This window comes from Paenibacillus sp. FSL K6-2441, from assembly GCF_037964765.1.
GTDB lineage: Bacteria > Bacillota > Bacilli > Paenibacillales > Paenibacillaceae > Fontibacillus > Fontibacillus phoenicis.
Genome location: NZ_CP150174.1, coordinates 4,007,392 through 4,030,917, shown reverse-complemented (window position 1 = coordinate 4,030,917; position 23,526 = coordinate 4,007,392). Strand labels below are relative to the sequence as shown.

The following is a 23,526-nucleotide window of genomic DNA, read 5'->3' as shown; positions in this document are numbered from 1 at the left end:
CTAGGTGGCTTGATATGGAAAAAAGATGGTACGTCGTTCATACCTATTCCGGGTATGAGAACAAAGTCAAAGCCAATTTGGAAAAACGCGTCGAGTCCATGGGCATGGAAGACAAGATATTCCGCGTTCTTGTTCCAATGGAAGAAGAAGTGGTGAACAAAGACGGTAAGAAGAAGACTGTCATGCGTAAAGTTTACCCCGGTTACGTCTTGGTGGAAATGATCCAAACCGACGATTCTTGGTATGTTGTTCGCAACACGCCGGGAGTCACCGGGTTCGTCGGCTCTACGGGTTCCGGTTCCAAGCCAACGCCGTTGCTCCCTGAAGAAGTGGATCAGATTCTGGCGCATATGGGCATGGAGGAACCAAAGCCGGTCATCGAATTTGAGCTCAAGGAAAATGTGCGCATCAAAGTTGGTCCATTTGCCAATTTTGTAGGCTCAATTGAGGAAATTCTGACCGACAAGAGCAAGGTTAAGGTTCACGTCAACATGTTTGGACGAGAAACCCCGCTTGAGCTGGATTACTCTCAGGTGGAGAAGATATAATTTTGCAGCTTCTAAAGGTTTCTTAGGGTTTCAAAGTGGGAGGGGCCGCAAGGCTTCCGTTTACCACTATTAGGGCAAGGAGGTGTTTTACATGGCGAAAAAAGTTATCAAAGTGGTAAAACTGCAAATTCCTGCGGGGAAAGCGAACCCTGCACCTCCGGTAGGTCCGGCGCTGGGTCAAGCAGGTGTCAACATCATGGCATTCTGTAAGGAATTCAACGCGCGTACTGCCGATCAAGCAGGTTTGATCATTCCGGTTGAAATTTCGGTGTTTGAAGACCGCTCTTTTACATTCATCACCAAAACTCCACCGGCGGCCGTTCTGCTTCGTGTTGCAGCGAAGATCGAGAAAGGTTCTGGCGAACCGAACAAGAAGAAAGTGGCTACCGTGAAACGCGACACCGTTCGTCAAATCGCGGAGCAAAAAATGCCTGATCTTAACGCAGCATCCGTTGAAGCGGCTATGCGTATGGTTGAAGGTACTGCCCGCAGCATGGGCATCGCGATCCAAGACTAATCTTGGTCGAATGGATGAAATTTCTTAATCTGAATTCACGTGATTAAATTTCATCCTCGGATGGAGTTTTATAGATGAGCGAAGCTTGTTTATATGACCCATCAACAGTGGGAGGAATTTCCGCTAATACCACATAGGAGGACGAATTCATGGCTAAACACGGTAAGAAATACCTGGAAGCCGCTAAGCTGATTGACAGCGAAGCGACGTATGAGCCTTTGGAAGCCGTTGAACTGGTGAAGAAGGCAGCGACTGCAAAATTCGACGAAACCGTTGAAGCTGCAGTTCGTTTGGGCGTAGACCCTCGTAAACAAGACCAAGCCGTTCGTGGTGTCGTTGTTCTGCCGCATGGCACGGGCAAAACCCAACGCGTATTGGTATTCGCCAAAGGCGACAAAGCGAAGGAAGCAGAAGCAGCCGGAGCAGATTTCGTCGGCGATCAAGACATGATCAACAAAATCCAACAAGGCTGGTTCGAGTTCGATGTCTGCGTAGCTACACCGGACATGATGAGCGAAGTTGGTAAACTCGGCCGTCTGCTCGGTGGTAAAGGCCTTATGCCTAACCCGAAAGCAGGCACAGTTACGTTTGACGTAGCGAAAGCCGTTCAAGAAATCAAAGCCGGTAAAATCGAGTACCGTCTGGACAAAGCGGGTCAAATTCATGCGCCAATCGGTAAAGTATCCTTTACTGCCGAACAATTGAATGAGAACCTCAAGGCTCTCATCGACGCATTGAACCGGGCTAAACCGGCCGCTGCGAAGGGCGTTTACTTGAAGAATATCGCGATTTCTTCGACCATGGGCCCAAGCGCTCGCGTAAATACAGCTGCTTACAGATAATACCTTTCGTTCTTGACGGAACGGGGATTGACACCACGGTGTCGCCTTGGTATACTGAAACAGTTGTTTTGAAGTGAGACTTAAATATGAATATGCTTACCGTAGACAGTAGGTGCCGTGAGGCTTAATTTCCTACCGAGGTGTTGTGATAGAACGTCGCTGTACACAGCTGGGCTGTGTGCGGATGATCCATCAAAGCCTTCGTGATTCTGCGGAGGCTTTTTTCAATGCCTTGCGGAAGTAGCAAGAGGCTCATGAATCTAATAGGAGGTGTGCAGTTTGGCAAACGCAAAAGTCATTCAAGCAAAACAAGAAGCCGTTGAAGCTGTAACGTCCAAATTGCGCGAAAGCGCAACGACCGTCGTTGCGGATTATCGCGGATTGAATGTTGCTCAAGTTACCGAACTCCGCAAACAGCTTCGTGAAGCTGGCGTGGAATTCCAAGTGCTGAAGAACACGCTCATTCGCCGCGCTACGGCTGCTGCAGAATTGACCGAGCTGGACGAAGTGTTGACCGGTCCTACGGCCATCGCGTTCAGTAAGGAAGATGCAGTAGCTCCAGCGAAAATCTTGAGCGAATTCGCCAAGAAGAACGATGCTCTGAAAGTTAAAGGTGGCGTGGTTGAAGGCCGTGTTGTTGGCGTCGACCAAATCAAAGCGCTCGCGGATCTTCCTTCCCGCGAAGGTCTGCTTTCGATGCTCCTCAGCGTACTTCAAGCACCTGTTCGCAACTTCGCACTGGCTGTCAAAGCCGTTGCCGAGAAAGAAGAAGCAAGCGCGTAAGTTAGCCTTGCGGATGCAAGTTATCTGATTCGCAACAAACAAACTATTATATAATGGAGGTTCTACCATGAGTAAAGAAGCAATCTTGGAAGCAATCAAAGGTATGACCGTTCTTGAACTGAACGATCTCGTTAAAGCAATCGAAGAAGAATTCGGCGTAACTGCAGCAGCTCCGGTTGTTGTAGCTGGCGGCGGTGCAGCTGGCGGCGGCGCAGCTGAAGAACAATCCGAATTCGACGTAATCCTGACTAACGCTGGTGCTTCCAAAATCAACGTTATCAAAGTGGTTCGCGAAATCACTGGCCTCGGCTTGAAAGAAGCCAAAGACCTGGTTGACAACGCTCCAAAACCGCTGAAAGAAAAAGTAGGCAAAGAAGAAGCAGACAGCATCAAAGCAAAACTGGAAGAAGCAGGCGCAACTGTAGAACTGAAGTAGTAGCTTGTTTCTCGATCACAAACCCCTTGAATTTGATTCAAGGGGTTTGTTGCCTTTCTCCCCTTACATGAATATGTGGAAATGGATATAATAGGGGACGAGTACAGATAGATGACTAGATGCTAATGGAGGGAAACAAGAAAACATGGCGGATCACTACTACGCAAGCCAACCGAATGCGGCGCATGATCGGAAAACCTGGGATACAGTGTTGCGGGGGCAAAGCTACCGCTTCGTCAGCGATGCCGGCGTTTTTGCTAAGGGAGGCGTTGACTTCGGCAGTCGTACCTTAATTGAAGCCATGGATATTCCAGAGGATGCGGAGGTACTGGATGTAGGCTGCGGATATGGACCGATCGGACTGGCAGCGGCGAGGCTGGCGACCAAGGGTCATGTGACGATGATCGATGTGAACTCCCGGGCTGTTGAATTAGCGAAAGAGAATGCTGCTGCGAACGGTGTGAACAACGTCACCGTGTTGGAAAGCGATTTGTTCTCGGCGATAGAGAATCGGAAGTTCGACGTGGTGTTGACCAATCCGCCGATTCGGGCTGGTAAAGCTACGGTGCATGCCATTTTTGAAGGTGCCTATGAACGGTTGCGTTCTGGAGGATCGTTATGGGTGGTTATTCAGAAGAAACAAGGGGCGCCGTCGGCGAAGGAGAAGTTGGAGTCGCTGTTTTCCCGAGTGGTGGAAGTGACCAAGGACAAGGGGTACCGCATTTATCGGGCGGTTAAAGACGAAGGTTGACTTGACAAATCCGATATGTTATTATTATAAAATGTCAGCATTAGGATGCCCTCTGTGGCTTTAGTTTGCTGAAATGTCAATAGTTTTACGGGAACAATGCATAAAAATGTGTCGTTCTACGTATAATATGCACATTTTGGATAAACTAATGATTATGAGGACATCAGAGCAGAAACAGACACGGATAAATGATGCTCTTTTTTCGAAAGCATTCGATAAGGGCTTTTCTTTATTTGTGGATGAATCCGTATGGGTCTATTATAAGGGCACAAACACGGGTTCGCAATGTATTTTTAAGTGAGTAGACATGAGGGGTGAGTTTAAGTTGGCAGGACATCTTGTTCAATATGGTCGACGCACTCGGCGTAGTTATGCGCGAATTAACGAGATACTCGAAGTACCGAACCTGATCGAAATCCAACAGAAATCCTATGAGTGGTTCTTGGAAGAAGGTCTTCGGGAAATGTTCCAAGATATCTCGCCAATTCAGGATTTCACCGGAAATCTGGTGTTGGAGTTTATCGATTACAGCCTGGGCGAACCGAAGTATACGGTGGATGACGCGAAAGAACGCGACGTTACCTATGCGGCGCCGCTTCGGGTAAAAGTCCGGCTCATTAATAAGGAAACCGGCGAAGTCAAAGAGCAGGAAGTGTTCATGGGAGATTTCCCGCTGATGACCGAAACCGGTACGTTTATTATTAACGGTGCGGAACGGGTTATTGTCAGCCAGTTGGTTCGCTCTCCTAGCGTCTATTTCAGTACGAAAGTGGATAAGAACGGTAAGAAAATGTACACCGCAACCGTTATCCCTAACCGCGGCGCTTGGCTCGAGTTGGAGACGGATGCGAAAGATATTATCTACGTGCGGATCGACCGCACCCGCAAAATTCCGGTAACCGTGTTGCTGCGTGCGCTTGGCTTCGGAACCGATGCGGAAATTTTGGATTTGCTCGGCAACGACGAGTATATCCGCAATACGCTGGATAAAGACAATACGGATTCGACAGAGAAAGCCTTGATCGAGATCTATGAACGTTTGCGTCCGGGTGAACCGCCGACGCTTGAGAATGCGAAGAGCTTGCTGGTAGCGCGCTTCTTCGATCCAAAACGTTACGATCTGGCGAATGTCGGTCGTTATAAAATCAATAAAAAGCTGCACATCAAGAATCGCTTATTCAACCAACGTCTTGCTGAGACGCTGATTGATACGACGACGGGTGAAATTATCGCCGAAGCCGGTCAAATGGTTGACCGCCGCTTGCTGGATGAAATTTTACCGTACCTTGAGAACGGCGTTGGCTTCAAGAACTACCATGTTGCCGGCGGCGTCCTTGACGTAGATGATGTGCCGCTGCAAACTATCGACGTATTCTCCCCGATTGAAGACGGTAAAGTGGTTAAGGTGATTGCCAACCGTAATATCGATAAATCGGTGAAACATATTACACCTGCTGATATTATTTCTTCGATCAGCTATTTTATCAATTTGCTGCACGGCATCGGCAGCACGGACGATATTGACCATTTGGGTAACCGTCGTCTGCGCTCCGTGGGTGAGCTTCTGCAGAACCAGTTCCGCATCGGCTTGTCCCGGATGGAACGTGTCGTGCGCGAAAGAATGTCGATTCAGGATGCGAACGTGATTACGCCGCAGGCGCTCATAAATATCCGTCCTGTCATCGCATCGATCAAAGAGTTCTTCGGCAGCTCGCAGCTGTCTCAGTTTATGGACCAAACGAACCCGCTCGCTGAACTGACGCACAAACGCCGTTTGTCTGCGCTCGGTCCAGGCGGTTTGACTCGGGAACGTGCCGGCATGGAAGTGCGTGACGTTCACCCGTCCCACTATGGCCGGATGTGTCCGATCGAAACGCCGGAAGGTCCGAACATCGGTTTGATCAACTCCCTGTCTACTTATGCGCGAATCAATGAGTATGGCTTCATCGAAGCGCCGTATCGATGGGTTGATCCGAAGACGGGAACCGTTACGGATCAAGTGACCTACCTGACGGCCGACGAAGAAGACAACTATGTCATTGCGCAAGCGAACGCGAAGCTGACGCCAGACAACAAGTTCGAAGACGAGTTCGTCATCGTTCGTTACAACAAGCAATCGGATAACATCTTGACGATGCCAAGCAGCCGCGTAGACTACATGGATATTTCGCCGAAACAGGTTGTATCCGTCGCTACAGCGCTGATTCCATTCTTGGAGAACGACGACTCTAACCGTGCGCTCATGGGTTCGAACATGCAGCGTCAAGCGGTGCCGTTGCTTGTTCCTAAAGCTCCGCTTGTTGGTACGGGGATGGAACACAAGGCTGCGAAAGACTCCGGCGTCTGCATCGTGTCGAAATATGACGGGATCATCGAACGGTCGGAAGCGAACCAAATTTGGCTTCGCCGTATCGAAGTCGTAGACGGGAAAGAAGTCAAAGGCGACCTTGTGAAATATAAGTTGCACAAATTTATGCGTTCTAACCAAGGAACCTGTATTAACCAACGTCCGATCGTCAAACGGGGCGACATTGTTAAGAAGGGTGACATCCTGGCGGACGGTCCATCGACGGAACTGGGCGAATTGGCACTGGGCCGCAACGTGGTCGTTGCCTTTATGACTTGGGAAGGTTACAACTACGAGGATGCGATCCTGCTGAGCGAGAAGCTGGTGAAGGAAGACGTATATACTTCGATCCATATCGAGGAATACGAATCCGAAGCCCGCGACACGAAGCTGGGACCGGAAGAAATTACTCGCGACATCCCGAACGTCGGCGAAGAAGCGCTGCGTAATCTGGATGAACGCGGTATTATCCGCGTTGGTGCGGAAATTGCTGCCGGCGACATCCTGGTTGGTAAAGTAACGCCTAAGGGCGTAACGGAACTGACGGCAGAAGAGCGCTTGCTGCACGCCATCTTTGGTGAGAAAGCTCGCGAAGTTCGTGATACTTCCCTGCGTGTACCTCACGGTACCGACGGGATTGTTGTTGACGTGAAGGTGTTTACCCGCGAGAACGGCGACGAATTGCCGCCAGGCGTTAATCAGCTCGTTCGGGTGTACATTGCGCAGAAACGGAAAATCTCCGAAGGCGACAAGATGGCCGGACGCCATGGTAACAAAGGGGTCGTGGCTCGGATTTTGCCGGAAGAAGATATGCCATTTATGCCAGACGGAACGCCGGTACAGGTTGTCCTGAATCCGCTGGGCGTACCTTCGCGGATGAACATCGGGCAGGTGCTGGAGATTCACTTGGGTATGGCCGCCCTGCAGATGGGGATTCACGTGGCAACGCCAGTATTCGACGGCGCCAATGAAGAAGACGTATTCGATACGATGGAAGAAGCCGGCATGCAGCGGAACGGTAAAACGATCCTGTACGATGGCCGCACAGGTGAACCGTTTGAACGTGAAGTTACCGTTGGTGTCATGCACATGATCAAGCTGGCGCACATGGTTGACGATAAGATCCATGCTCGCTCGACAGGTCCTTACTCGCTCGTTACGCAGCAGCCGCTGGGTGGTAAAGCTCAGTTCGGTGGTCAGCGTTTCGGGGAGATGGAAGTATGGGCGCTCGAAGCTTACGGTGCTGCTTATACGCTGCAAGAGATTCTTACCGTCAAATCGGATGACGTGGTGGGTCGGGTGAAAACCTACGAATCCATCGTTAAAGGGGAAAACGTGCCTGAACCGGGCGTGCCTGAATCGTTTAAGGTCTTGATCAAAGAGCTGCAAAGCTTGGGTATGGACGTCAAGATCTTGACCGAAAACGAAGAAGAGATCGAGATGAAAGAAATCGACGACGAGGACGATGCGTCGGGCGACAAGCTCAGTCTCAATCTGGAAGGCGCAGAAGTCGGCGTAGAATAGAGCGTTATACAGTCAAATCAGGACTTGGTTAAGGAGGGATGCTCCTTGTTGGACGTCAACAACTTCGAGTTTATGAAAATTGGGCTTGCTTCCCCAGATAAAATTCGTTCTTGGTCCCGCGGAGAAGTAAAGAAACCGGAAACGATCAACTACCGCACGTTGAAGCCAGAGAAGGAAGGGCTGTTCTGCGAAAAGATTTTTGGCCCGACCAAAGACTGGGAATGTCATTGCGGTAAATATAAACGCGTTCGCTACAAAGGCGTTGTCTGCGATCGCTGCGGCGTTGAGGTCACTCGCGCGAAAGTACGCCGCGAACGGATGGGGCATATCGAGTTGGCTGCTCCGGTATCCCACATTTGGTATTTCAAAGGGATTCCGAGCCGGATGGGTCTTGCGCTCGACATGTCGCCGCGTTCCCTGGAAGAGATTATTTATTTTGCATCTTATGTCGTAACCGATCCAGGCGAAACGCCGCTGGAGAAAAAGCAGCTTTTGTCCGAGAAAGAATATCGCAGCTACCGTGAGAAATACGGATACGGATTCCAAGCCGGTATGGGTGCGGAAGCCGTGAAGAAGCTGCTTCAGGATCTCGATATCGACAAAGAGCTGGAATTCCTGAAAGAAGAATTGCGCACGGCTCAAGGTCAACGCCGCAACCGTGCAATCAAACGTTTGGAAGTCATCGAAGCGTTCAAAAGCTCCGGCAACCAGCCGGAGTGGATGATCCTCGACGTGCTTCCGGTTATTCCGCCGGAATTGCGTCCGATGGTTCAACTCGATGGCGGCCGTTTCGCGACGTCCGACTTGAACGATCTGTACCGCCGCGTCATCAACCGGAACAACCGGTTGAAACGTCTGCTTGACCTTGGCGCGCCGGACATCATCGTACAGAACGAGAAACGGATGCTTCAGGAAGCCGTTGACGCCTTGATCGACAACGGTCGCCGCGGTCGTCCCGTAACAGGTCCGGGTAACCGTCCGCTGAAATCTTTGAGCCACATGCTCAAAGGGAAACAAGGTCGTTTCCGGCAGAACCTGCTCGGTAAACGGGTTGACTACTCCGGTCGTTCCGTTATCGTCGTAGGTCCATATTTGAAAATGTACCAATGCGGTTTGCCAAAAGAAATGGCGCTGGAACTGTTCAAGCCTTTCGTTATGAAAGAACTGGTTAACAAAGGTCTGGCCCATAACATTAAGAGTGCAAAACGCAAAGTAGAACGTGTAAGCCCAGAAGTTTGGGATGTTCTTGAGGAAGTTATTAAAGAGCATCCGGTTCTGTTGAACCGTGCTCCTACGCTTCACCGTCTCGGGATTCAGGCGTTCGAACCAATTCTTGTGGAAGGTCGCGCTATCCGTCTGCATCCACTCGTATGTACGGCGTACAACGCTGACTTCGACGGTGACCAGATGGCCGTGCACGTACCGTTGTCCGCGGAAGCTCAGGCGGAAGCCCGCATCCTGATGCTGGCGTCCGGTAACATCCTGAACCCGAAAGACGGTAAACCGGTCGTTACGCCTTCGCAGGATATGGTCCTCGGCTCCTACTATCTGACCATGGATAACAAGGAAGCCAAAGGTACCGGTATGATCCTGTCTTCGGTTAATGAAGCCGTATCGGCTTATCAACGCGGCACCGCTTCGTTGCATGCACGGGTAGCCATTCCGGCGAAAGCGCTGGGCAAAACCAGCTTTACGGAAGCACAGCAAAACGCTTTGCTGATTACGACCGTTGGTAAAATTATTTTCAACGAGATTTTCCCGGCCAGCTTCCCATATATTAATGAACCAACACGTGCGAACCTGTTCCAAGGCACTCCGGATCATTACTTTATTTATGAGAAGGGCGCCAATGTTGTGGAACGGATCATGGCTGCACCGCAACCAGGCGGTGTGGGCAAAGAATACCTCGGCGAAATCATCGGCCGCTGCTTCGAAATCTACCAAACGACGGAAACCTCCGTTATTCTGGACAGAATCAAGCAAACCGGCTTTACTTACTCCACGCGTGCCGGCGTAAGTATTGCGGTGGCGGACGTTATTGTTCCGAAGGAAAAGCAAGAAATCCTTCGGGAATCCGAGGAGAAGGTACGGGTTGTTACCAACCAATACCGCCGCGGTCTGATCACCAACGAAGAGCGTTACGACCGCGTTATCGATATCTGGTCCAAGTGTAAGGATCAAATTACCGACATCCTGATGAAGTCGATGGATCGCTACAATTCCATCATGATGATGGTCGACTCTAAAGCGCGGGGTAACAAATCGCAGATCACCCAGCTGGGCGGTATGCGCGGCCTGATGGCGAACCCGGCGGGCCGGATCATCGAATTGCCGATCAAATCGAACTTCCGCGAAGGCCTCACGGTCTTGGAATACTTTATTTCGACGCACGGTGCCCGGAAAGGTCTGGCGGATACCGCGTTGCGGACTGCGGACTCCGGTTACTTGACCCGTCGTCTCGTCGACGTGGCCCAAGACGTCATCGTACGCGAAGAGGATTGCGGTACGGATAAAGGCTTTACCGTTGGCGTTATCCAAGACGGTAAAGAAGTGATCGAAAATCTGTACGACCGGATTGAAGGCCGTTACTCGTTCGAAACGGTGCGCCATCCGGAAACCGGCGAGATCATCATTCACCGGAACGAGCTGATCGATTCCGACAAAGCGCATGAAATCGTCAACGCAGGAATTACGAAGCTGCAAATCCGCTCCGTGCTCAGCTGCCGCGCCCGTCATGGCGTGTGCAAGAAGTGCTACGGACGCAACCTGGCTACGGGTAAACACGTGGAGATTGGGGAAGCTGTCGGTATCATCGCAGCTCAATCGATCGGTGAACCAGGGACCCAGCTCACCATGCGTACGTTCCATACCGGGGGCGTTGCGGGTGACGATATTACCCAAGGTCTTCCGCGGATTCAGGAGCTCTTCGAAGCTCGGAATCCGAAAGGTCAAGCAACGATCAGTGAGATTGACGGCGTAATCAAAGAAATCCGCGAAGCGAAGGACCGTCGCGAAATCGAGGTTCAAGGCGAAGCGGAAACGAAAGTATACTCCGTCACTTACGGTTCTCGTCTGCGCGTTAGCGAAGGCGACGAGATCGAGGCCGGCGATGAACTGACGGATGGTTCCATCGACCCGAAAGAAATTTTGCGCATCAAAGGGATTCGCGGTGTACAGAACTACATTCTGCAGGAAGTACAACGCGTATACCGGAACCAAGGCGTAGAAATCAACGACAAGCACGTTGAGGTCATGATTCGCCAGATGCTGCGCAAGATTCGGATCGTGGATGCCGGCGATACACCACTTCTGCCAGGATCATTCGTTGACCTGCATGAGTATGAAACGGCCAACAAAGAAGCGATTCTGTCTGGCAAAGAGCCGGCAGTGGCTAAACCAGTCCTGCTCGGGATTACGAAAGCGTCGCTGGAAACCGACTCCTTCTTGTCCGCGGCTTCCTTCCAGGAAACTACGCGGGTGCTTACCGACGCTGCCATCAAAGGCAAAGTCGACAAGCTGCTCGGCTTGAAAGAGAATGTCATTATCGGTAAGTTGATTCCGGCCGGTACCGGCATGAGTCGCTACCGCAACATTCAATTCGAAGAGCCGGAACAAGATGAAGTTACGGAAGAAAGCTTGGAACCTGTTTCGGTCGAATAACGACGAAGGTAAAGATAAGCCGGCGCGCCCCTGAAGCGAGTTTGATCCGGGGTGCGCCGGGTTTATTTTTCTATGAAAATTCCGCTGAATATTTCGCTTGACACCAACTATAGCGGAGTGATACTATATCATAGTGCGTGAGTACGGATAACCCTGTGCTTTGGAGGACGTTATGATGTCTAATGATAAAGGACTACGGGACGCACCGATTAAAGTCGGCACCAAGCAGACTATGCGAATGGTTGAACTTGGACGGGCCGAGGAAGTTTATGTTGCTGAGAATGCAGATCCACGCCTTACGTCAAGGATCGTCGCCTTATGCAACCAACATGCCGTGAAAGTCACCTTTGTAGATACAATGGCGAATCTCGGCAAGGCTTGTGGGATTGAAGTAGGAGCGGCGATGGCTGTGATCGTAAAGTCATAGTTGATCGAAAATGTTTTTGCTAATGAGGGGAACTCTTTGGCAAAAACATTTCCTTTGTTCTTTTATGAGCCGCCTGGGTCTGTGGGCTTAAACAAGTGGTTTGTAAATGGAATTTTGAACTCTGAGGAAGGGGGTGGCAACAACATGCCAACAATTAACCAATTAGTACGTAAAGGACGCCAAGATAAGGTGTACAAATCCAAATCGCCAGCGTTGCAAAGAGGGTTTAACGCTCTGAAACGTGAAGCTACGGATTTGAGCTCTCCGCAAAAACGCGGCGTCTGCACTCGTGTAGGTACGATGACTCCGAAGAAACCGAACTCCGCGCTTCGTAAATATGCCCGTGTTCGCTTGACGAACCGTGTAGAGGTGACGGCTTACATTCCGGGTATCGGACACAACCTGCAAGAGCACAGCGTTGTACTGATTCGCGGCGGCCGGGTCAAAGACCTTCCGGGTGTCCGTTATCATATCGTGCGCGGTGCCTTGGATACGGCTGGGGTTAACAACCGTATGCAAGCTCGTTCCAAATACGGCGCGAAACGTCCGAAAGCGAAGAAATAAGATCGCTTGGAATTTTAAATGGGAGTTCAAAAATCGGGTTTTCAGCACCGAGGAGGTTGGATGAAGCTAGGGACTGAGTAGCGGAGCGTAGACAGTTCTACGTGAGCAACGGAAGGTCCGGCTGAATTCAAGATTCGAAGTCGAACCAGCATCATGATGTGCATGGTGATCAAAAGACGGTTTTTGAACAACTACTACTAGGATTGAATTTTTACTGAAAGGGGGATAACAAACTATGCCACGCAAAGGTCCAGTTGCTAAGAGAGATGTGTTGCCAGATCCAGTGTATAACAGCAAATTGGTTACTCGCTTGATCAACCGCATCATGCTCGACGGTAAACGCGGCGTTGCTCAAAGCATCCTTTACAATGCGTTCGACATCATCCGTGAACGTACGGGGAATGACCCGATGGAAGTATTTGAAGCAGCGATCAAAAATATTATGCCTGTACTGGAAGTTAAAGCTCGTCGTGTCGGCGGTGCAAACTACCAAGTTCCGATCGAGGTTAAACCAGAGAGACGTACATCCTTGGGATTACGTTGGCTCGTAAACTATTCCCGCACTCGCGGTGAGAAGACAATGGAAGAACGTTTGGCTGCCGAGATCATCGACGCATCCAACAACACAGGCGCTTCCGTTAAGAAACGTGAAGATACGCATAAAATGGCGGAAGCGAACAAAGCGTTCGCGCACTACCGTTGGTAGGATAACGCCCGTATTTCAAAATTTATATTTTGAAGGGAGACAGATTCATGGCAAGAGAGTTCTCCTTGAAAAATACACGTAATATCGGGATCATGGCGCATATTGACGCCGGTAAGACAACCACGACGGAACGGATCTTGTTCTACACAGGTCGTACGCACAAAATCGGGGAAGTTCACGAAGGTGCGGCAACGATGGACTGGATGGAACAAGAACAAGAGCGCGGAATCACGATTACATCCGCTGCGACGACCGCTCAATGGAAAGGTCACCGCGTAAATATCATCGATACCCCGGGACACGTCGACTTCACTGTTGAAGTCGAACGTTCCCTGCGTGTATTGGACGGGGCTGTAGGCGTGTTTAGTGCGAAGGAAGGCGTTGAGCCGCAGTCTGAAACCGTATGGAGACAGGCTGACCGCTATGGTGTCCCTCGGATCGCCTACGTCAACAAAATGGATATCATCGGTGCAGACTTCCTGAACGTCGTTAAGGATATGCGCGATCGTCTGCAAGCGAATGCAGTTGCTATCCAACTGCCAATCGGTGCAGAAAATGATTTTGTCGGGATCATCGACATTGTCGCTCAAAAAGCGTATATGTACAGAGACGATCTGGGACAACAAATCGATGAAGTAGAAATCCCTGCTGAATACGCTGCACAAGTTGAAGAGCTTCGTGCGGAATTGGTAGAGAAAGTTGCTGAACTGGACGAAGAATTGACGATGAAATACCTCGAAGGCGAGGAAATCACCGTTGAAGAACTTAAAGCAGCGCTTCGTAAGGGCGTATGTGAAGTTAAAATCTTCCCAGTTATCTGCGGTTCTTCCTACCGTAATAAAGGGGTTCAGCTGATGCTGGATGCCGTCATCGATTACTTGCCATCCCCAGTTGATGTACCAAGCATCAAAGGTCATCTGGAAGATGGTACAGAAGTTGAACGTCACTCTTCTGATGAAGAGCCGTTCGCGGCATTGGCATTTAAAATCATGACCGACCCTTACGTGGGTAAACTGACGTTCTTCCGCGTATACTCCGGTATTCTGCAATCCGGTTCCTACGTGCTGAATGCAACGAAAGGTAAACGCGAACGGATCGGCCGGATCCTGCAAATGCACGCAAACCACCGTCAAGAAATCAACGAAGTTTACGCCGGTGACATTGCTGCAGCTGTAGGTTTGAAAGACACCGGGACAGGTGATACACTGTGTGATGAGAAGGCACCGGTTATTCTTGAATCGATGAACTTCCCAGAACCAGTTATCGAAATCGCGGTTGAACCGAAGACAAAAGCCGACCAAGACAAAATGGGCGTTGCACTTGCGAAGCTGACGGAAGAAGACCCAACGCTTCGTGCACATACAGATGAAGAAACGGGACAAACGATCCTTGCAGGTATGGGTGAGCTTCACCTGGATATCATCATCGATCGGATGCGTCGTGAATTCAAAGTAGAAACGAACGTAGGTAAACCTCAGGTTGCTTATCGTGAAACGTTCCGTGTTCCGGCTCGCGTTGAAGGTAAGTTCGTACGTCAGTCCGGTGGTCGTGGTCAATACGGTCACGTCTGGGTTGAATTTGAACCGCTCGAACCAGGTACAGGTAACCAATTCGACAGCAGAATCGTCGGCGGTGCTGTTCCTAAAGAATACATCGGACCTGCTCAACAAGGTATCGAAGAAGCAATGCAGAACGGTGTTCTTGCTGGCTTCCCGGTTGTTGACGTAAAAGCGACGATCGTCGATGGTTCCTACCATGACGTCGACTCCAGTGAAATGGCGTTTAAGATCGCTGGTTCGATGGCTCTGAAAGCAGCTAAAGACAAATGTCAACCTGTTCTGCTTGAGCCAATCATGAAAGTTGAAGTAACGGTACCTGAGGAGTACATGGGTGACGTTATGGGTATGCTGAACTCTCGCCGTGGCCGTATCGAAGGTATGGATTCCCGTGGTGGTGCGCAAATTATCCGTGCGAAAGTGCCTCTCTCCGAAATGTTCGGTTACTCGACGACCCTTCGCTCCGGTACACAAGGACGCGGCGTGTTCTCGATGGAACTCTCCCACTATGAAGAAGTTCCGAAGAACATCGCTGAAGAAATCGTGTCCAAGCATAAAGGGGCCGAATAATTTAATGTATTTGCCGATCGAAGGGCATACTCCTTTGATCGGTCACACATAACAATCCATATTTTAAGGAGGAACTGTTTAAAATGGCAAAGGCTAAATACGAACGTACAAAACCGCACGTTAATATCGGTACGATTGGTCACGTCGACCATGGTAAAACAACTCTGACTGCGGCCATCACGACTGTATTGTCCAAAAAATACGGCGGTGCAGCCGTAGCTTTCGACCAAATCGACAAAGCTCCAGAAGAACGCGAACGCGGTATCACAATCTCGACGGCACACGTTGAGTACGAAACGAACAACCGCCACTACGCACACGTTGACTGCCCAGGGCACGCCGACTATGTTAAAAACATGATCACCGGTGCTGCTCAAATGGACGGCGCTATCCTGGTTGTATCCGCAGCTGACGGCCCAATGCCGCAAACTCGCGAACACATCCTGCTGTCCCGTAACGTAGGTGTTCCTTACATCGTTGTATTCTTGAACAAATGCGACATGGTTGAAGACGAAGAGTTGCTTGAACTGGTTGAAATGGAAGTTCGCGACCTGCTGAACGAATACGAGTTCCCAGGCGACGACACTCCAATCATCCGCGGTTCCGCTCGTGAAGCTCTGCAAAACCCAGAAGGCGAATGGGCTCAAAAGATCATCGAAATGTTCGAAGTGATCGACGAGTACATTCCGCTGCCTGAGCGCCCAATCGACAAACCGTTCCTGATGCCTGTCGAGGACGTATTCTCGATCACTGGCCGCGGTACAGTTGCTACTGGCCGTGTAGAACGCGGTACGGTTAAAGTCGGCGACGAAGTTGAAATCGTGGGTATCGTTGAAGAAACGAAAAAATCCGTCGTTACCGGCGTTGAAATGTTCCGTAAGTTGCTCGACTCCGCTCAAGCGGGCGACAACATCGGTGCTCTGCTTCGCGGTATTGACCGTAAAGAAATCGAACGCGGTCAAGTATTGGCTAAACCAGCTACCGTTAACCCGCATACTGAGTTCACCGCTCAAGTATACGTATTGACGAAAGAAGAAGGCGGACGCCATAAGCCGTTCTTCTCCGGCTACCGTCCTCAGTTCTACTTCCGTACAACGGACGTAACTGGCATCATCAACCTGCCAGAAGGAACTGAAATGGTTATGCCTGGCGACAACATCGAAGTTACCGTTCAACTGATCTCCCCGATCGCGATCGAAGAAGGAACTCGCTTCTCCATCCGTGAAGGCGGCCGTACAGTTGGATCCGGTGCCGTTGTTTCCATCAACAAATAAGAAGGCTTAACCGCCTGATAGAAGGAGCTGCTCTCCGATTTCGGAGTGCAGCTCTTTTACTTTATTTAGGGAATGAAAATTTGCGAATTATACTTGCATTCCGCCTACCTTTTCTATATAATAGTGAATGTTGTTCTGTGACGTTGCGATGATGTGGGAGGTTACTGACACACCCGGCCCCTTTGCCATGGGAGGGTGGCCAGAAAATTTCCACGGAGTATGTCCGATACTAAATTGGGCGATAGAAGGAGGGACTAAAATGGCAAAGCAAAAAATTCGTATTCGTTTGAAAGCTTACGACCACAGAATTCTTGATCAATCCGCAGAGAAAATCGTTGAAACGGCAAAACGTTCGGGTGCAGGCGTATCCGGGCCGATCCCGTTGCCAACTGAGAAACAAGTGATTACTATTCTCCGTGCGGTGCACAAGTACAAGGATTCCCGGGAACAATTCGAACAACGTACGCATAAGCGTCTGATCGACATTGTGAACCCGACTCCACAAACTGTGGATGCCTTGATGCGCTTGGACCTGCCGTCCGGTGTAGATATCGAAATTAAATTGTAATACCTACTATTGTAAGGTAACCAGGAAAGGAAAAGAGGTGTCAACATGAAAGGTATCTTAGGGAAGAAACTTGGTATGACTCAAGTGTTTACTCCGGAAGGGAATGTCATTCCTGTAACGGTGATTGAGGCTAGCTCTAACGTAGTTCTGCAGAAGAAAGACCTGGAGAACGACGGTTACGAAGCGATTCAGCTTGGCTACTCCGATAAGAAGGAAGCTAGAGCTAACAAGCCAGAAGTTGGGCATGCAAAGAAAGCAGGCACAACGCCTAAGCGCTACGTTCGCGAAATTCGCGGTGTTGATTTGGCAGGATACGAGGTTGGCCAAGAGGTCAAAGTCGATATTTTTGCTGAAGGCGAATTTGTTGACGTAACAGGTATTTCGAAAGGTAAAGGGTTCCAAGGCGTAATCAAACGCTGGGGACAAAGCCGCGGCCCGATGGCTCACGGTTCCCGTTACCATCGTAGACCTGGTTCCATGGGTTCCATCGCAGCAAACCGCGTATTTAAAGGTAAAAACCTGCCTGGACATATGGGGCATGAAACTGTAACGATTCAAAACCTTGAAGTTGTTAAAGTCGATGCAGAACGCAATGTCTTGCTCGTGAAAGGTTCCATTCCTGGACCGAAAAACAGCTTCGTTAAAGTAAAACAAACTACTAAGAAATAATTAACCCTCAGGAAAGGAGGAACAACAAATGCCAAAAGTAGCACTTTTCAATATTAGCGGTAGCCAAGTGGGCGAAGTAGAATTGAACGATGCCGTATTCGGAATTGAGCCGAATACTCATGTTCTTCATGAAGCTGTAGTGATGCAACGTGCTTCCCTGCGTTTCGGTACGCACAAAGTTAAAGGACGCTCCGAAGTTCGTGGCGGCGGCCGTAAACCTTGGAAACAAAAAGGTACAGGTCGTGCACGCCAAGGTTCGATCCGCGCTCCTCAATGGAAAGGCGGCGGTACGGTATTCGGACCAACTCCGCGCAGCTATTCCTATAAACTGCCTAAGAAAGTTCGTCGTTTGGCGATCAAATCGGCGCTTTCGTCGAAAGTGATCGATCAGGACATCATCGTATTGGATGCCCTTGCGATGAATGCTCCAAAAACGAAAGAATTTGCAGCGATCTTGAATAACCTGAAAGTGGAACGTAAAGCTCTGGTTGTAGCTCCTAACTATGACGACAACATTGCGCTTTCCGCTCGTAACATTCCAGGCGTGAAGTTCGTGGCAGCAGACGGCATTAATGTTCTTGACGTGCTGACGCACGACAAACTGATCATTACGAAAGAAGCGGTTCAGAAGGTAGAGGAGGTGCTCGCGTAATGAAGGATCCTCGCGATATTATCAAACGCCCGGTGATTACGGAACGTTCCACGGAATATATGAACGACCTGAAATATGTCTTTGAAGTAGACATTCGCGCGAACAAAACGGAAATCAAACAAGCAGTTGAGTCGATTTTCGGCGTGAAGGTGAAGAACGTAAACACCCTGCGTGTTCCCGGGAAGTTGAAACGTTACGGACGCTACTCCGGATACACTCCAGAATGGAAAAAAGCGTTTGTTACATTAACACCTGAAAGCAAGCCGCTCCAATTTTTTGAATCGGTATAAAATCGCTTAAAGTAAGGAGGGAAATCTCGTGCCAATTAAAAAGTACAAACCGACTTCCCCGGCTAGACGTGCGATGAGCGTGTCGACCTTCGAAGAAATTACGACGGATCAGCCGGAGAAATCTTTGCTTGCGCCGCTGAGCAAAACGGCCGGCCGCAACAACCAAGGTAAAATCACTGTTCGTCACCATGGCGGCGGACATAAACGTAAATATCGGATCATCGACTTCAAGCGGAACAAAGATGGAATTCCAGGCCGCGTTGCTACGATCGAATACGATCCAAACCGGACTTCGAACATCGCTTTGATCCATTATGCCGATGGTGAGAAACGCTATATCATCGCTCCTAAAGGTTTGAAAGTGGGCGATGTGATCGAATCTGGCGCAGGTTCCGACATCAAAATCGGTAACGCATTGCCGCTGGAGAATATCCCGGTAGGTACCGTGATCCACAACATCGAGCTGAAACCAGGCAAAGGCGGACAACTTGTTCGTGCAGCTGGTACAGAAGCTCAATTGCTCGGTAAAGAGGACAAATACGTAACGATCCGCCTGTCTTCTGGCGAAGTTCGTAAAGTTCTGAAAGTTTGCCGCGCAACCATCGGTTCCGTAGGTAACGGTGACCACGAGCTCGTGAAAATCGGTAAAGCCGGACGCAGCCGCTGGCTGGGCAAACGTCCAGAAGTCCGCGGTGTCGTCATGAACCCGAACGATCACCCACACGGTGGTGGTGAAGGTCGCGCTCCGATCGGCCGTAAATCTCCGTTGTCTCCTTGGGGCAAACCGACCCTTGGTTACAAAACGCGTAAAAAAGGCAAAGCTTCTGATAAATATATCGTTCGCCGTCGCACGAAGTAATCCGCATCTTGCGGATCACTTCGCGGCATGAACGAAGCGTAACTTGCAGCGCATTGTGAAGGGAGGATAAATGAATGAGTCGCAGTCTGAAAAAGGGGCCTTTTGTCGACGGGTACCTGCTTAAGAAAGTGGAAGAAGCGAGCGCTTCGAACAAGAAGGTCGTGATCAAAACTTGGTCCCGTCGCTCCACGATCTATCCGCAATTCATTGGTCATACGTTTGGTGTCTATGACGGCCGCAAGCACGTACCGGTGTACGTAACCGAGGATATGGTCGGACATAAACTGGGCGAATTTGCTCCAACCCGGACCTACAAAGGTCATACGGATGACGATAAGAAAACGAGACGTTAATAACGATAAGTTCTTCGTTTGAGAGGAGGTAATACTACATGGAAGCTAAAGCACATGCAAGATCGATTCGTATTGCTCCCCGCAAAGCTCAACTCGTGGTTGATCTGATCCGCGGTAAGCAAGTTGGCGACGCGATTGCAATTCTGCGCCATACGCCAAAAGCAGCATCCCCGATCGTGGAGAAGCTGTTGAACTCGGCGATTGCCAATGCTGAACATAACTATTCTATGGATGTAAATAAATTGGTGATTACGCAAGCCTACGTTAACCAAGGCCCGACGATGAAACGTTTCCGTCCGCGGGCAATGGGACGTGCTAGCCGGATCAACAAACGCACCAGCCACATTACTTTGGTGGTATCCGAAAAATAAGGAGGGAAAACGTGTGGGCCAAAAGGTAAATCCGGTCGGATTACGAGTAGGGATTATCCGTGATTGGGAATCCAAATGGTACGCAGGCAAAGATTTCGGTGATCTTTTGCTGGAAGACGTAAAAATTCGTGAACACCTGAAAAATAAACTGAAAGACTCCGCGGTATCTCGGATTGAGATCGAGAGAGCGGCAAATCGTGTGAACGTTACGATCCACACTGCTAAACCGGGCATGGTTATCGGTAAAGGCGGTTCGGAAGTTGAAAACCTGCGCGGTGAAATTACGAAAATTGCAGGCGGCAAAAAGGTTCACATCAACATTTCTGAAATCAAACACCCTGATCTTGACGCAATCTTGGTTGCTGAAAGCATCGCACAACAATTGGAACGTCGCGTTTCTTTCCGTCGTGCGCTGAAACAAGCAATTCAAAGAACAATGCGTTCGGGAGCGAAAGGGATTAAAACGGCAGTCAGCGGTCGTCTCGGCGGTGCTGAAATTGCTCGTACGGAAGGCTACAGTGAAGGAACTGTTCCACTTCATACGCTCCGCGCCGACATCGATTACGGTACGGCAGAAGCGCATACGACTTATGGCCGCATCGGCGTAAAAGTATGGATTTATCGTGGAGAGGTTCTTCCTACGGCTAAGAAACAACAAGCTGCTCAGGAAGGAGGCAACTAATCATGTTGGTACCAAAACGCGTAAAACACCGCAAGCAACAACGCGGGAATATGAGAGGCCAAGCAAAAGGCGGCACCGAACTGAACTTCGGTGAATACGGCCTGCAGGCTCTGGAGCCGTCTTGGATCACAAACCGTCAAATCGAAGCAGCGCGTATCGCGATGACTCGTTACATCAAACGTGGCGGTAAAGTATGGATTAAGATTTTCCCTGACAAGCCGATTACTCAGAAGCCTCTTGAAGTCCGGATGGGTAGCGGTAAAGGTAACGTCGAAAAATGGGTCGCAGTTGTGAAGCCGGGCAAAATCATGTTTGAGCTTGCCGGGGTATCGGAGGAAGTTGCACGCGAAGCTATGCGTCTTGCTGCCCACAAACTGCCGATCAAAACGAAGTTTGTGAAACGTGAAGAATTGGGTGGTGAAGCAAATGAAAGCTAATGAACTTCGCAACTTAACCACTGCAGAAATCGAACAAAAAATCGCAGGTTTTAAAGAAGAACTCTTTAACCTCCGTTTTCAGTTGGCTACCGGCCAACTCGATAATCCGACTCGGATCCGCGATGTGCGTAAGGAAATAGCTCGTGCTAAAACCGTTATCCGTGAAAGAGAACTTGGGATTACTAGTTAAGAAGCGCTGAGCGAATCTAGCAAAGCGCCTAAGTCCAGGAAGGAGGCAAACCATGAGCGAACGTAACAGCCGTAAAGTGCAAATTGGTAAAGTTGTCAGCGACAAGATGGACAAAACGATCGTTGTAGCTGTTGAAACTTACAAGAAGCATGACTTGTACCATAAGCGCATTAAATACACGAAGAAATTTAAAGCGCATGATGAGAACAACACCGCGAAAATCGGTGACATCGTTAAAATCGCCGAAACTCGCCCGCTGTCCAAAGACAAACGCTGGAGACTCGTTGAAGTCGTTGAAGAAGCGGTTATCATTTAATAGCACGGTAGCTTAGACCGAAAGGAGGAAATATCCATGATTCAACCATTTACACGTTTGCAGGTTGCTGACAACTCCGGCGCGAAGGAACTGATGTGTATCCGCGTTTTGGGTGGTACGGGTCGTCGTACGGCACAAATCGGAGATCTGATCGTTTGCTCCGTCAAACAAGCAACACCAGGCGGCGTTGTCAAAAAAGGTGATGTAGTTAGAGCGGTAGTCGTTCGTACGAAACGTTCGGTTCGTCGTAAAGACGGTTCCTACATCGCATTCGACGAAAACGCAGCAGTTGTTGTTAAAGAAGATAAGAGCCCACGCGGAACGCGTATCTTCGGACCTGTTGCCCGTGAACTTCGCGACAAGGACTTTATGAAGATCGTTTCCTTGGCTCCGGAAGTTATCTAAGAACACCCCATAAGCCAACGGGGAGCCCGATTTAACAGGAGGTGTAAACCAAGTGCCTAGACTGAAGAAGATTCTTGAATCTCATAACAATAAGCTGCACGTCAAAAAGGACGACACGGTTATCGTGATTTCCGGTAAAGACAAAGGCAAAAAAGGCCGCGTCATCGCCGCATATCCTCGTGAAAACCGCGTGCTTGTGGAAGGCGTGAACATGGTTAAGAAACATCAAAAACCAAACCAACTGAACCCACAAGGCGGCATCATCGAGAAGGAAGCTCCGATTCACGTTTCGAACGTTATGCACGTTGATCCGAAGAGCGGAAAAGTAACCCGTATCGGTTACAAAGTATTGGACAACGGCAAAAAAGTTCGCGTAGCGAAGAGATCCGGAGAAGTAATCGACTAATCGAGAAACGTTAAGAAAGGAGGTCCATGATTCATGGCAGCAAGATTGAAAGAACGCTTTTTGAACGAAGTAACACCTGCTTTGATTCAAAAATTCAACTATACAACCGTAATGCAAGTGCCGAAGATCGAGAAAGTGGTTATCAACATGGGTGTTGGTGACGCTGTAGCGAACTCGAAGGTACTTGATTCCGCAGTAAACGATATGCAGCTGATCGCTGGTCAAAAGCCGGTTATCACCCGCGCAAAGAAATCTATCGCTGGTTTCAAACTGCGTGAGAACATGCCGATCGGTGTGAAGGTAACTCTTCGCGGAGACCGCATGTATCATTTCCTTGACAAACTGTTTAACGTAACGCTTCCGCGTGTCCGTGACTTCCACGGTGTATCGACGAAAGCATTTGACGGTCGCGGTAACTATACGCTGGGCCTGAAAGAGCAACTGATCTTCCCTGAGATCGAATACGATCAAGTGGATAAAGTACGCGGTATGGATATCGTCATCGTAACGACGGCGAAAACCGACGAAGAATCCCGCGAGCTCTTGAGCGGGCTCGGCATGCCGTTTGCTAAGTAATCCGTCCATTTTCTCCGAAACTATTTAGGAGGTGTCAGGCTAAGTGGCTAAAACTTCGATGAAAGTTAAACAACAACGTACACCTAAATTCAAAGTTCGGGCTTACACCCGGTGTGAACGTTGTGGTCGCCCACATTCGGTATTGCAAAAGTACAAAATTTGCAGAATTTGCTTCCGTGAATTAGCTTATAAAGGCCAGATTCCTGGCGTGAAAAAAGCAAGCTGGTAATTAATCAACAACGGGAAG

28 protein-coding genes and 1 other annotated feature are annotated in these 23,526 nt (G+C 49.6%); all 28 genes read left to right on the top strand.

What is annotated here, in order from left to right; all coding sequences use genetic code 11:
* The first annotated feature begins 14 nt into the window (after positions 1–14).
* The 28 genes from nusG (at position 15) to NSQ80_RS18575 (ending at position 23,508) form a co-directional block, all read left to right on the top strand.
* Positions 15–548: a transcription termination/antitermination protein NusG gene (nusG, locus tag NSQ80_RS18710; protein ID WP_009226624.1), complete on the top strand. Its 534-nt coding sequence runs from the start codon at positions 15–17 to the stop codon at positions 546–548.
* A gap of 91 nt (positions 549–639) precedes the next feature.
* Positions 640–1,065, top strand: a complete 426-nt coding sequence (rplK, locus tag NSQ80_RS18705) for a 50S ribosomal protein L11 (RefSeq protein WP_036646403.1) — start codon at positions 640–642, stop codon at positions 1,063–1,065.
* Between the two features lie 149 nt (positions 1,066–1,214).
* Positions 1,215–1,907 (top strand): 50S ribosomal protein L1, encoded by a 693-nt coding sequence (gene rplA / locus NSQ80_RS18700; RefSeq protein WP_009226626.1) that lies wholly within the window; start codon positions 1,215–1,217, stop codon positions 1,905–1,907.
* Between the two features lie 81 nt (positions 1,908–1,988).
* Positions 1,989–2,142 (top strand) — a sequence feature (ribosomal protein L10 leader region).
* 44 nt (positions 2,143–2,186) lie between these two features.
* On the top strand, positions 2,187–2,690 hold the full coding sequence (rplJ, locus tag NSQ80_RS18695) for a 50S ribosomal protein L10 (RefSeq protein ID WP_016310706.1): 504 nt from the start codon (positions 2,187–2,189) through the stop codon (positions 2,688–2,690).
* 67 nt (positions 2,691–2,757) lie between these two features.
* Positions 2,758–3,126 carry a 50S ribosomal protein L7/L12 gene (gene rplL / locus NSQ80_RS18690; RefSeq protein WP_009226628.1) on the top strand — a complete coding sequence of 123 codons (369 nt, stop codon included), beginning with the start codon at positions 2,758–2,760 and terminating at the stop codon, positions 3,124–3,126.
* A gap of 145 nt (positions 3,127–3,271) precedes the next feature.
* Positions 3,272–3,877, top strand: coding sequence for a class I SAM-dependent methyltransferase (locus tag NSQ80_RS18685; RefSeq protein ID WP_260071421.1), 606 nt, complete (start codon positions 3,272–3,274; stop codon positions 3,875–3,877).
* 325 nt (positions 3,878–4,202) lie between these two features.
* Positions 4,203–7,748 carry a DNA-directed RNA polymerase subunit beta gene (rpoB, locus tag NSQ80_RS18680; protein ID WP_036646406.1) on the top strand — a complete coding sequence of 1,182 codons (3,546 nt, stop codon included), beginning with the start codon at positions 4,203–4,205 and terminating at the stop codon, positions 7,746–7,748.
* Between the two features lie 45 nt (positions 7,749–7,793).
* Positions 7,794–11,408 carry a DNA-directed RNA polymerase subunit beta' gene (rpoC, locus tag NSQ80_RS18675; RefSeq protein ID WP_028539487.1) on the top strand — a complete coding sequence of 1,205 codons (3,615 nt, stop codon included), beginning with the start codon at positions 7,794–7,796 and terminating at the stop codon, positions 11,406–11,408.
* A 175-nt stretch (positions 11,409–11,583) separates the two neighbouring features.
* A complete protein-coding gene (locus NSQ80_RS18670; RefSeq protein ID WP_028539488.1) occupies positions 11,584–11,835 on the top strand; it encodes a ribosomal L7Ae/L30e/S12e/Gadd45 family protein in 252 nt (83 codons plus the stop codon).
* A 144-nt stretch (positions 11,836–11,979) separates the two neighbouring features.
* Positions 11,980–12,399: a 30S ribosomal protein S12 gene (gene rpsL, locus NSQ80_RS18665; RefSeq protein WP_009226633.1), complete on the top strand. Its 420-nt coding sequence runs from the start codon at positions 11,980–11,982 to the stop codon at positions 12,397–12,399.
* Positions 12,400–12,634: 235 nt separating this feature from the next.
* Positions 12,635–13,105 carry a 30S ribosomal protein S7 gene (gene rpsG, locus NSQ80_RS18660; RefSeq protein ID WP_009226634.1) on the top strand — a complete coding sequence of 157 codons (471 nt, stop codon included), beginning with the start codon at positions 12,635–12,637 and terminating at the stop codon, positions 13,103–13,105.
* Between the two features lie 47 nt (positions 13,106–13,152).
* Positions 13,153–15,231, top strand: coding sequence for an elongation factor G (gene fusA / locus NSQ80_RS18655; RefSeq protein ID WP_339300313.1), 2,079 nt, complete (start codon positions 13,153–13,155; stop codon positions 15,229–15,231).
* Between the two features lie 83 nt (positions 15,232–15,314).
* Complete coding sequence (tuf, locus tag NSQ80_RS18650) at positions 15,315–16,505, top strand: elongation factor Tu (RefSeq protein WP_260071424.1); 1,191 nt, start codon at positions 15,315–15,317, stop codon at positions 16,503–16,505.
* Positions 16,506–16,764: 259 nt separating this feature from the next.
* Entirely contained in the window at positions 16,765–17,073 is a 309-nt protein-coding gene (gene rpsJ, locus NSQ80_RS18645) for a 30S ribosomal protein S10 (RefSeq protein WP_009226637.1), read from the top strand.
* A 45-nt stretch (positions 17,074–17,118) separates the two neighbouring features.
* Complete coding sequence (gene rplC, locus NSQ80_RS18640) at positions 17,119–17,742, top strand: 50S ribosomal protein L3 (RefSeq protein WP_009226638.1); 624 nt, start codon at positions 17,119–17,121, stop codon at positions 17,740–17,742.
* A gap of 28 nt (positions 17,743–17,770) precedes the next feature.
* Entirely contained in the window at positions 17,771–18,394 is a 624-nt protein-coding gene (rplD, locus tag NSQ80_RS18635) for a 50S ribosomal protein L4 (RefSeq protein ID WP_260071425.1), read from the top strand.
* Positions 18,394–18,684 carry a 50S ribosomal protein L23 gene (rplW, locus tag NSQ80_RS18630; protein ID WP_016310716.1) on the top strand — a complete coding sequence of 97 codons (291 nt, stop codon included), beginning with the start codon at positions 18,394–18,396 and terminating at the stop codon, positions 18,682–18,684. The genes rplD and rplW overlap by 1 nt, the downstream gene beginning before the upstream one ends.
* Positions 18,685–18,712: 28 nt before the next feature.
* Positions 18,713–19,543 (top strand): 50S ribosomal protein L2, encoded by an 831-nt coding sequence (gene rplB, locus NSQ80_RS18625; RefSeq protein WP_016310717.1) that lies wholly within the window; start codon positions 18,713–18,715, stop codon positions 19,541–19,543.
* 74 nt (positions 19,544–19,617) lie between these two features.
* Entirely contained in the window at positions 19,618–19,896 is a 279-nt protein-coding gene (rpsS, locus tag NSQ80_RS18620) for a 30S ribosomal protein S19 (RefSeq protein WP_009226642.1), read from the top strand.
* A gap of 38 nt (positions 19,897–19,934) precedes the next feature.
* Positions 19,935–20,267, top strand: coding sequence for a 50S ribosomal protein L22 (rplV, locus tag NSQ80_RS18615; RefSeq protein ID WP_009226643.1), 333 nt, complete (start codon positions 19,935–19,937; stop codon positions 20,265–20,267).
* 13 nt (positions 20,268–20,280) lie between these two features.
* Positions 20,281–20,949 carry a 30S ribosomal protein S3 gene (rpsC, locus tag NSQ80_RS18610; RefSeq protein ID WP_009226644.1) on the top strand — a complete coding sequence of 223 codons (669 nt, stop codon included), beginning with the start codon at positions 20,281–20,283 and terminating at the stop codon, positions 20,947–20,949.
* A gap of 2 nt (positions 20,950–20,951) precedes the next feature.
* Positions 20,952–21,386 (top strand): 50S ribosomal protein L16, encoded by a 435-nt coding sequence (rplP, locus tag NSQ80_RS18605; RefSeq protein ID WP_260071426.1) that lies wholly within the window; start codon positions 20,952–20,954, stop codon positions 21,384–21,386.
* On the top strand, positions 21,376–21,576 hold the full coding sequence (gene rpmC / locus NSQ80_RS18600) for a 50S ribosomal protein L29 (RefSeq protein WP_009226646.1): 201 nt from the start codon (positions 21,376–21,378) through the stop codon (positions 21,574–21,576). The genes rplP and rpmC overlap by 11 nt, the downstream gene beginning before the upstream one ends.
* A 52-nt stretch (positions 21,577–21,628) precedes the next feature.
* Positions 21,629–21,892, top strand: coding sequence for a 30S ribosomal protein S17 (gene rpsQ / locus NSQ80_RS18595; protein WP_009226647.1), 264 nt, complete (start codon positions 21,629–21,631; stop codon positions 21,890–21,892).
* A gap of 36 nt (positions 21,893–21,928) precedes the next feature.
* The gene (gene rplN, locus NSQ80_RS18590; RefSeq protein WP_009226648.1) at positions 21,929–22,297 is read left to right on the top strand and encodes a 50S ribosomal protein L14; all 369 of its coding nucleotides are present in this window, start codon (positions 21,929–21,931) and stop codon (positions 22,295–22,297) included.
* 52 nt (positions 22,298–22,349) lie between these two features.
* Positions 22,350–22,703 (top strand): 50S ribosomal protein L24, encoded by a 354-nt coding sequence (gene rplX, locus NSQ80_RS18585; protein WP_009226649.1) that lies wholly within the window; start codon positions 22,350–22,352, stop codon positions 22,701–22,703.
* A 33-nt stretch (positions 22,704–22,736) separates the two neighbouring features.
* Entirely contained in the window at positions 22,737–23,279 is a 543-nt protein-coding gene (gene rplE, locus NSQ80_RS18580; protein ID WP_009226650.1) for a 50S ribosomal protein L5, read from the top strand.
* Between the two features lie 43 nt (positions 23,280–23,322).
* Positions 23,323–23,508: a type Z 30S ribosomal protein S14 gene (locus NSQ80_RS18575; protein WP_009226651.1), complete on the top strand. Its 186-nt coding sequence runs from the start codon at positions 23,323–23,325 to the stop codon at positions 23,506–23,508.
* The last annotated feature ends 18 nt before the right edge of the window (positions 23,509–23,526 follow it).

What these genes read in the sequence shown, in the direction of transcription:
- rplC (WP_009226638.1), top strand. Translation starts at nt 17,119, where the DNA reads ATGAAAGGTATCTTAGGGAAGAAACTTGGTATGACTCAAGTGTTTACT.
- rplE (WP_009226650.1), top strand. Translation starts at nt 22,737, where the DNA reads ATGGCAGCAAGATTGAAAGAACGCTTTTTGAACGAAGTAACACCTGCT.
- rplA (WP_009226626.1), top strand. Translation starts at nt 1,215, where the DNA reads ATGGCTAAACACGGTAAGAAATACCTGGAAGCCGCTAAGCTGATTGAC.
- rpsS (WP_009226642.1), top strand. Translation starts at nt 19,618, where the DNA reads ATGAGTCGCAGTCTGAAAAAGGGGCCTTTTGTCGACGGGTACCTGCTT.
- rpsQ (WP_009226647.1), top strand. Translation starts at nt 21,629, where the DNA reads ATGAGCGAACGTAACAGCCGTAAAGTGCAAATTGGTAAAGTTGTCAGC.
- rplV (WP_009226643.1), top strand. Translation starts at nt 19,935, where the DNA reads ATGGAAGCTAAAGCACATGCAAGATCGATTCGTATTGCTCCCCGCAAA.
- fusA (WP_339300313.1), top strand. Translation starts at nt 13,153, where the DNA reads ATGGCAAGAGAGTTCTCCTTGAAAAATACACGTAATATCGGGATCATG.
- tuf (WP_260071424.1), top strand. Translation starts at nt 15,315, where the DNA reads ATGGCAAAGGCTAAATACGAACGTACAAAACCGCACGTTAATATCGGT.
- NSQ80_RS18670 (WP_028539488.1), top strand. Translation starts at nt 11,584, where the DNA reads ATGTCTAATGATAAAGGACTACGGGACGCACCGATTAAAGTCGGCACC.
- rplW (WP_016310716.1), top strand. Translation starts at nt 18,394, where the DNA reads ATGAAGGATCCTCGCGATATTATCAAACGCCCGGTGATTACGGAACGT.
- rpmC (WP_009226646.1), top strand. Translation starts at nt 21,376, where the DNA reads ATGAAAGCTAATGAACTTCGCAACTTAACCACTGCAGAAATCGAACAA.
- rpsJ (WP_009226637.1), top strand. Translation starts at nt 16,765, where the DNA reads ATGGCAAAGCAAAAAATTCGTATTCGTTTGAAAGCTTACGACCACAGA.
- rpsL (WP_009226633.1), top strand. Translation starts at nt 11,980, where the DNA reads ATGCCAACAATTAACCAATTAGTACGTAAAGGACGCCAAGATAAGGTG.
- rplK (WP_036646403.1), top strand. Translation starts at nt 640, where the DNA reads ATGGCGAAAAAAGTTATCAAAGTGGTAAAACTGCAAATTCCTGCGGGG.
- rpsG (WP_009226634.1), top strand. Translation starts at nt 12,635, where the DNA reads ATGCCACGCAAAGGTCCAGTTGCTAAGAGAGATGTGTTGCCAGATCCA.
- NSQ80_RS18685 (WP_260071421.1), top strand. Translation starts at nt 3,272, where the DNA reads ATGGCGGATCACTACTACGCAAGCCAACCGAATGCGGCGCATGATCGG.
- rplD (WP_260071425.1), top strand. Translation starts at nt 17,771, where the DNA reads ATGCCAAAAGTAGCACTTTTCAATATTAGCGGTAGCCAAGTGGGCGAA.
- rplL (WP_009226628.1), top strand. Translation starts at nt 2,758, where the DNA reads ATGAGTAAAGAAGCAATCTTGGAAGCAATCAAAGGTATGACCGTTCTT.
- rplN (WP_009226648.1), top strand. Translation starts at nt 21,929, where the DNA reads ATGATTCAACCATTTACACGTTTGCAGGTTGCTGACAACTCCGGCGCG.
- rplP (WP_260071426.1), top strand. Translation starts at nt 20,952, where the DNA reads ATGTTGGTACCAAAACGCGTAAAACACCGCAAGCAACAACGCGGGAAT.
- nusG (WP_009226624.1), top strand. Translation starts at nt 15, where the DNA reads ATGGAAAAAAGATGGTACGTCGTTCATACCTATTCCGGGTATGAGAAC.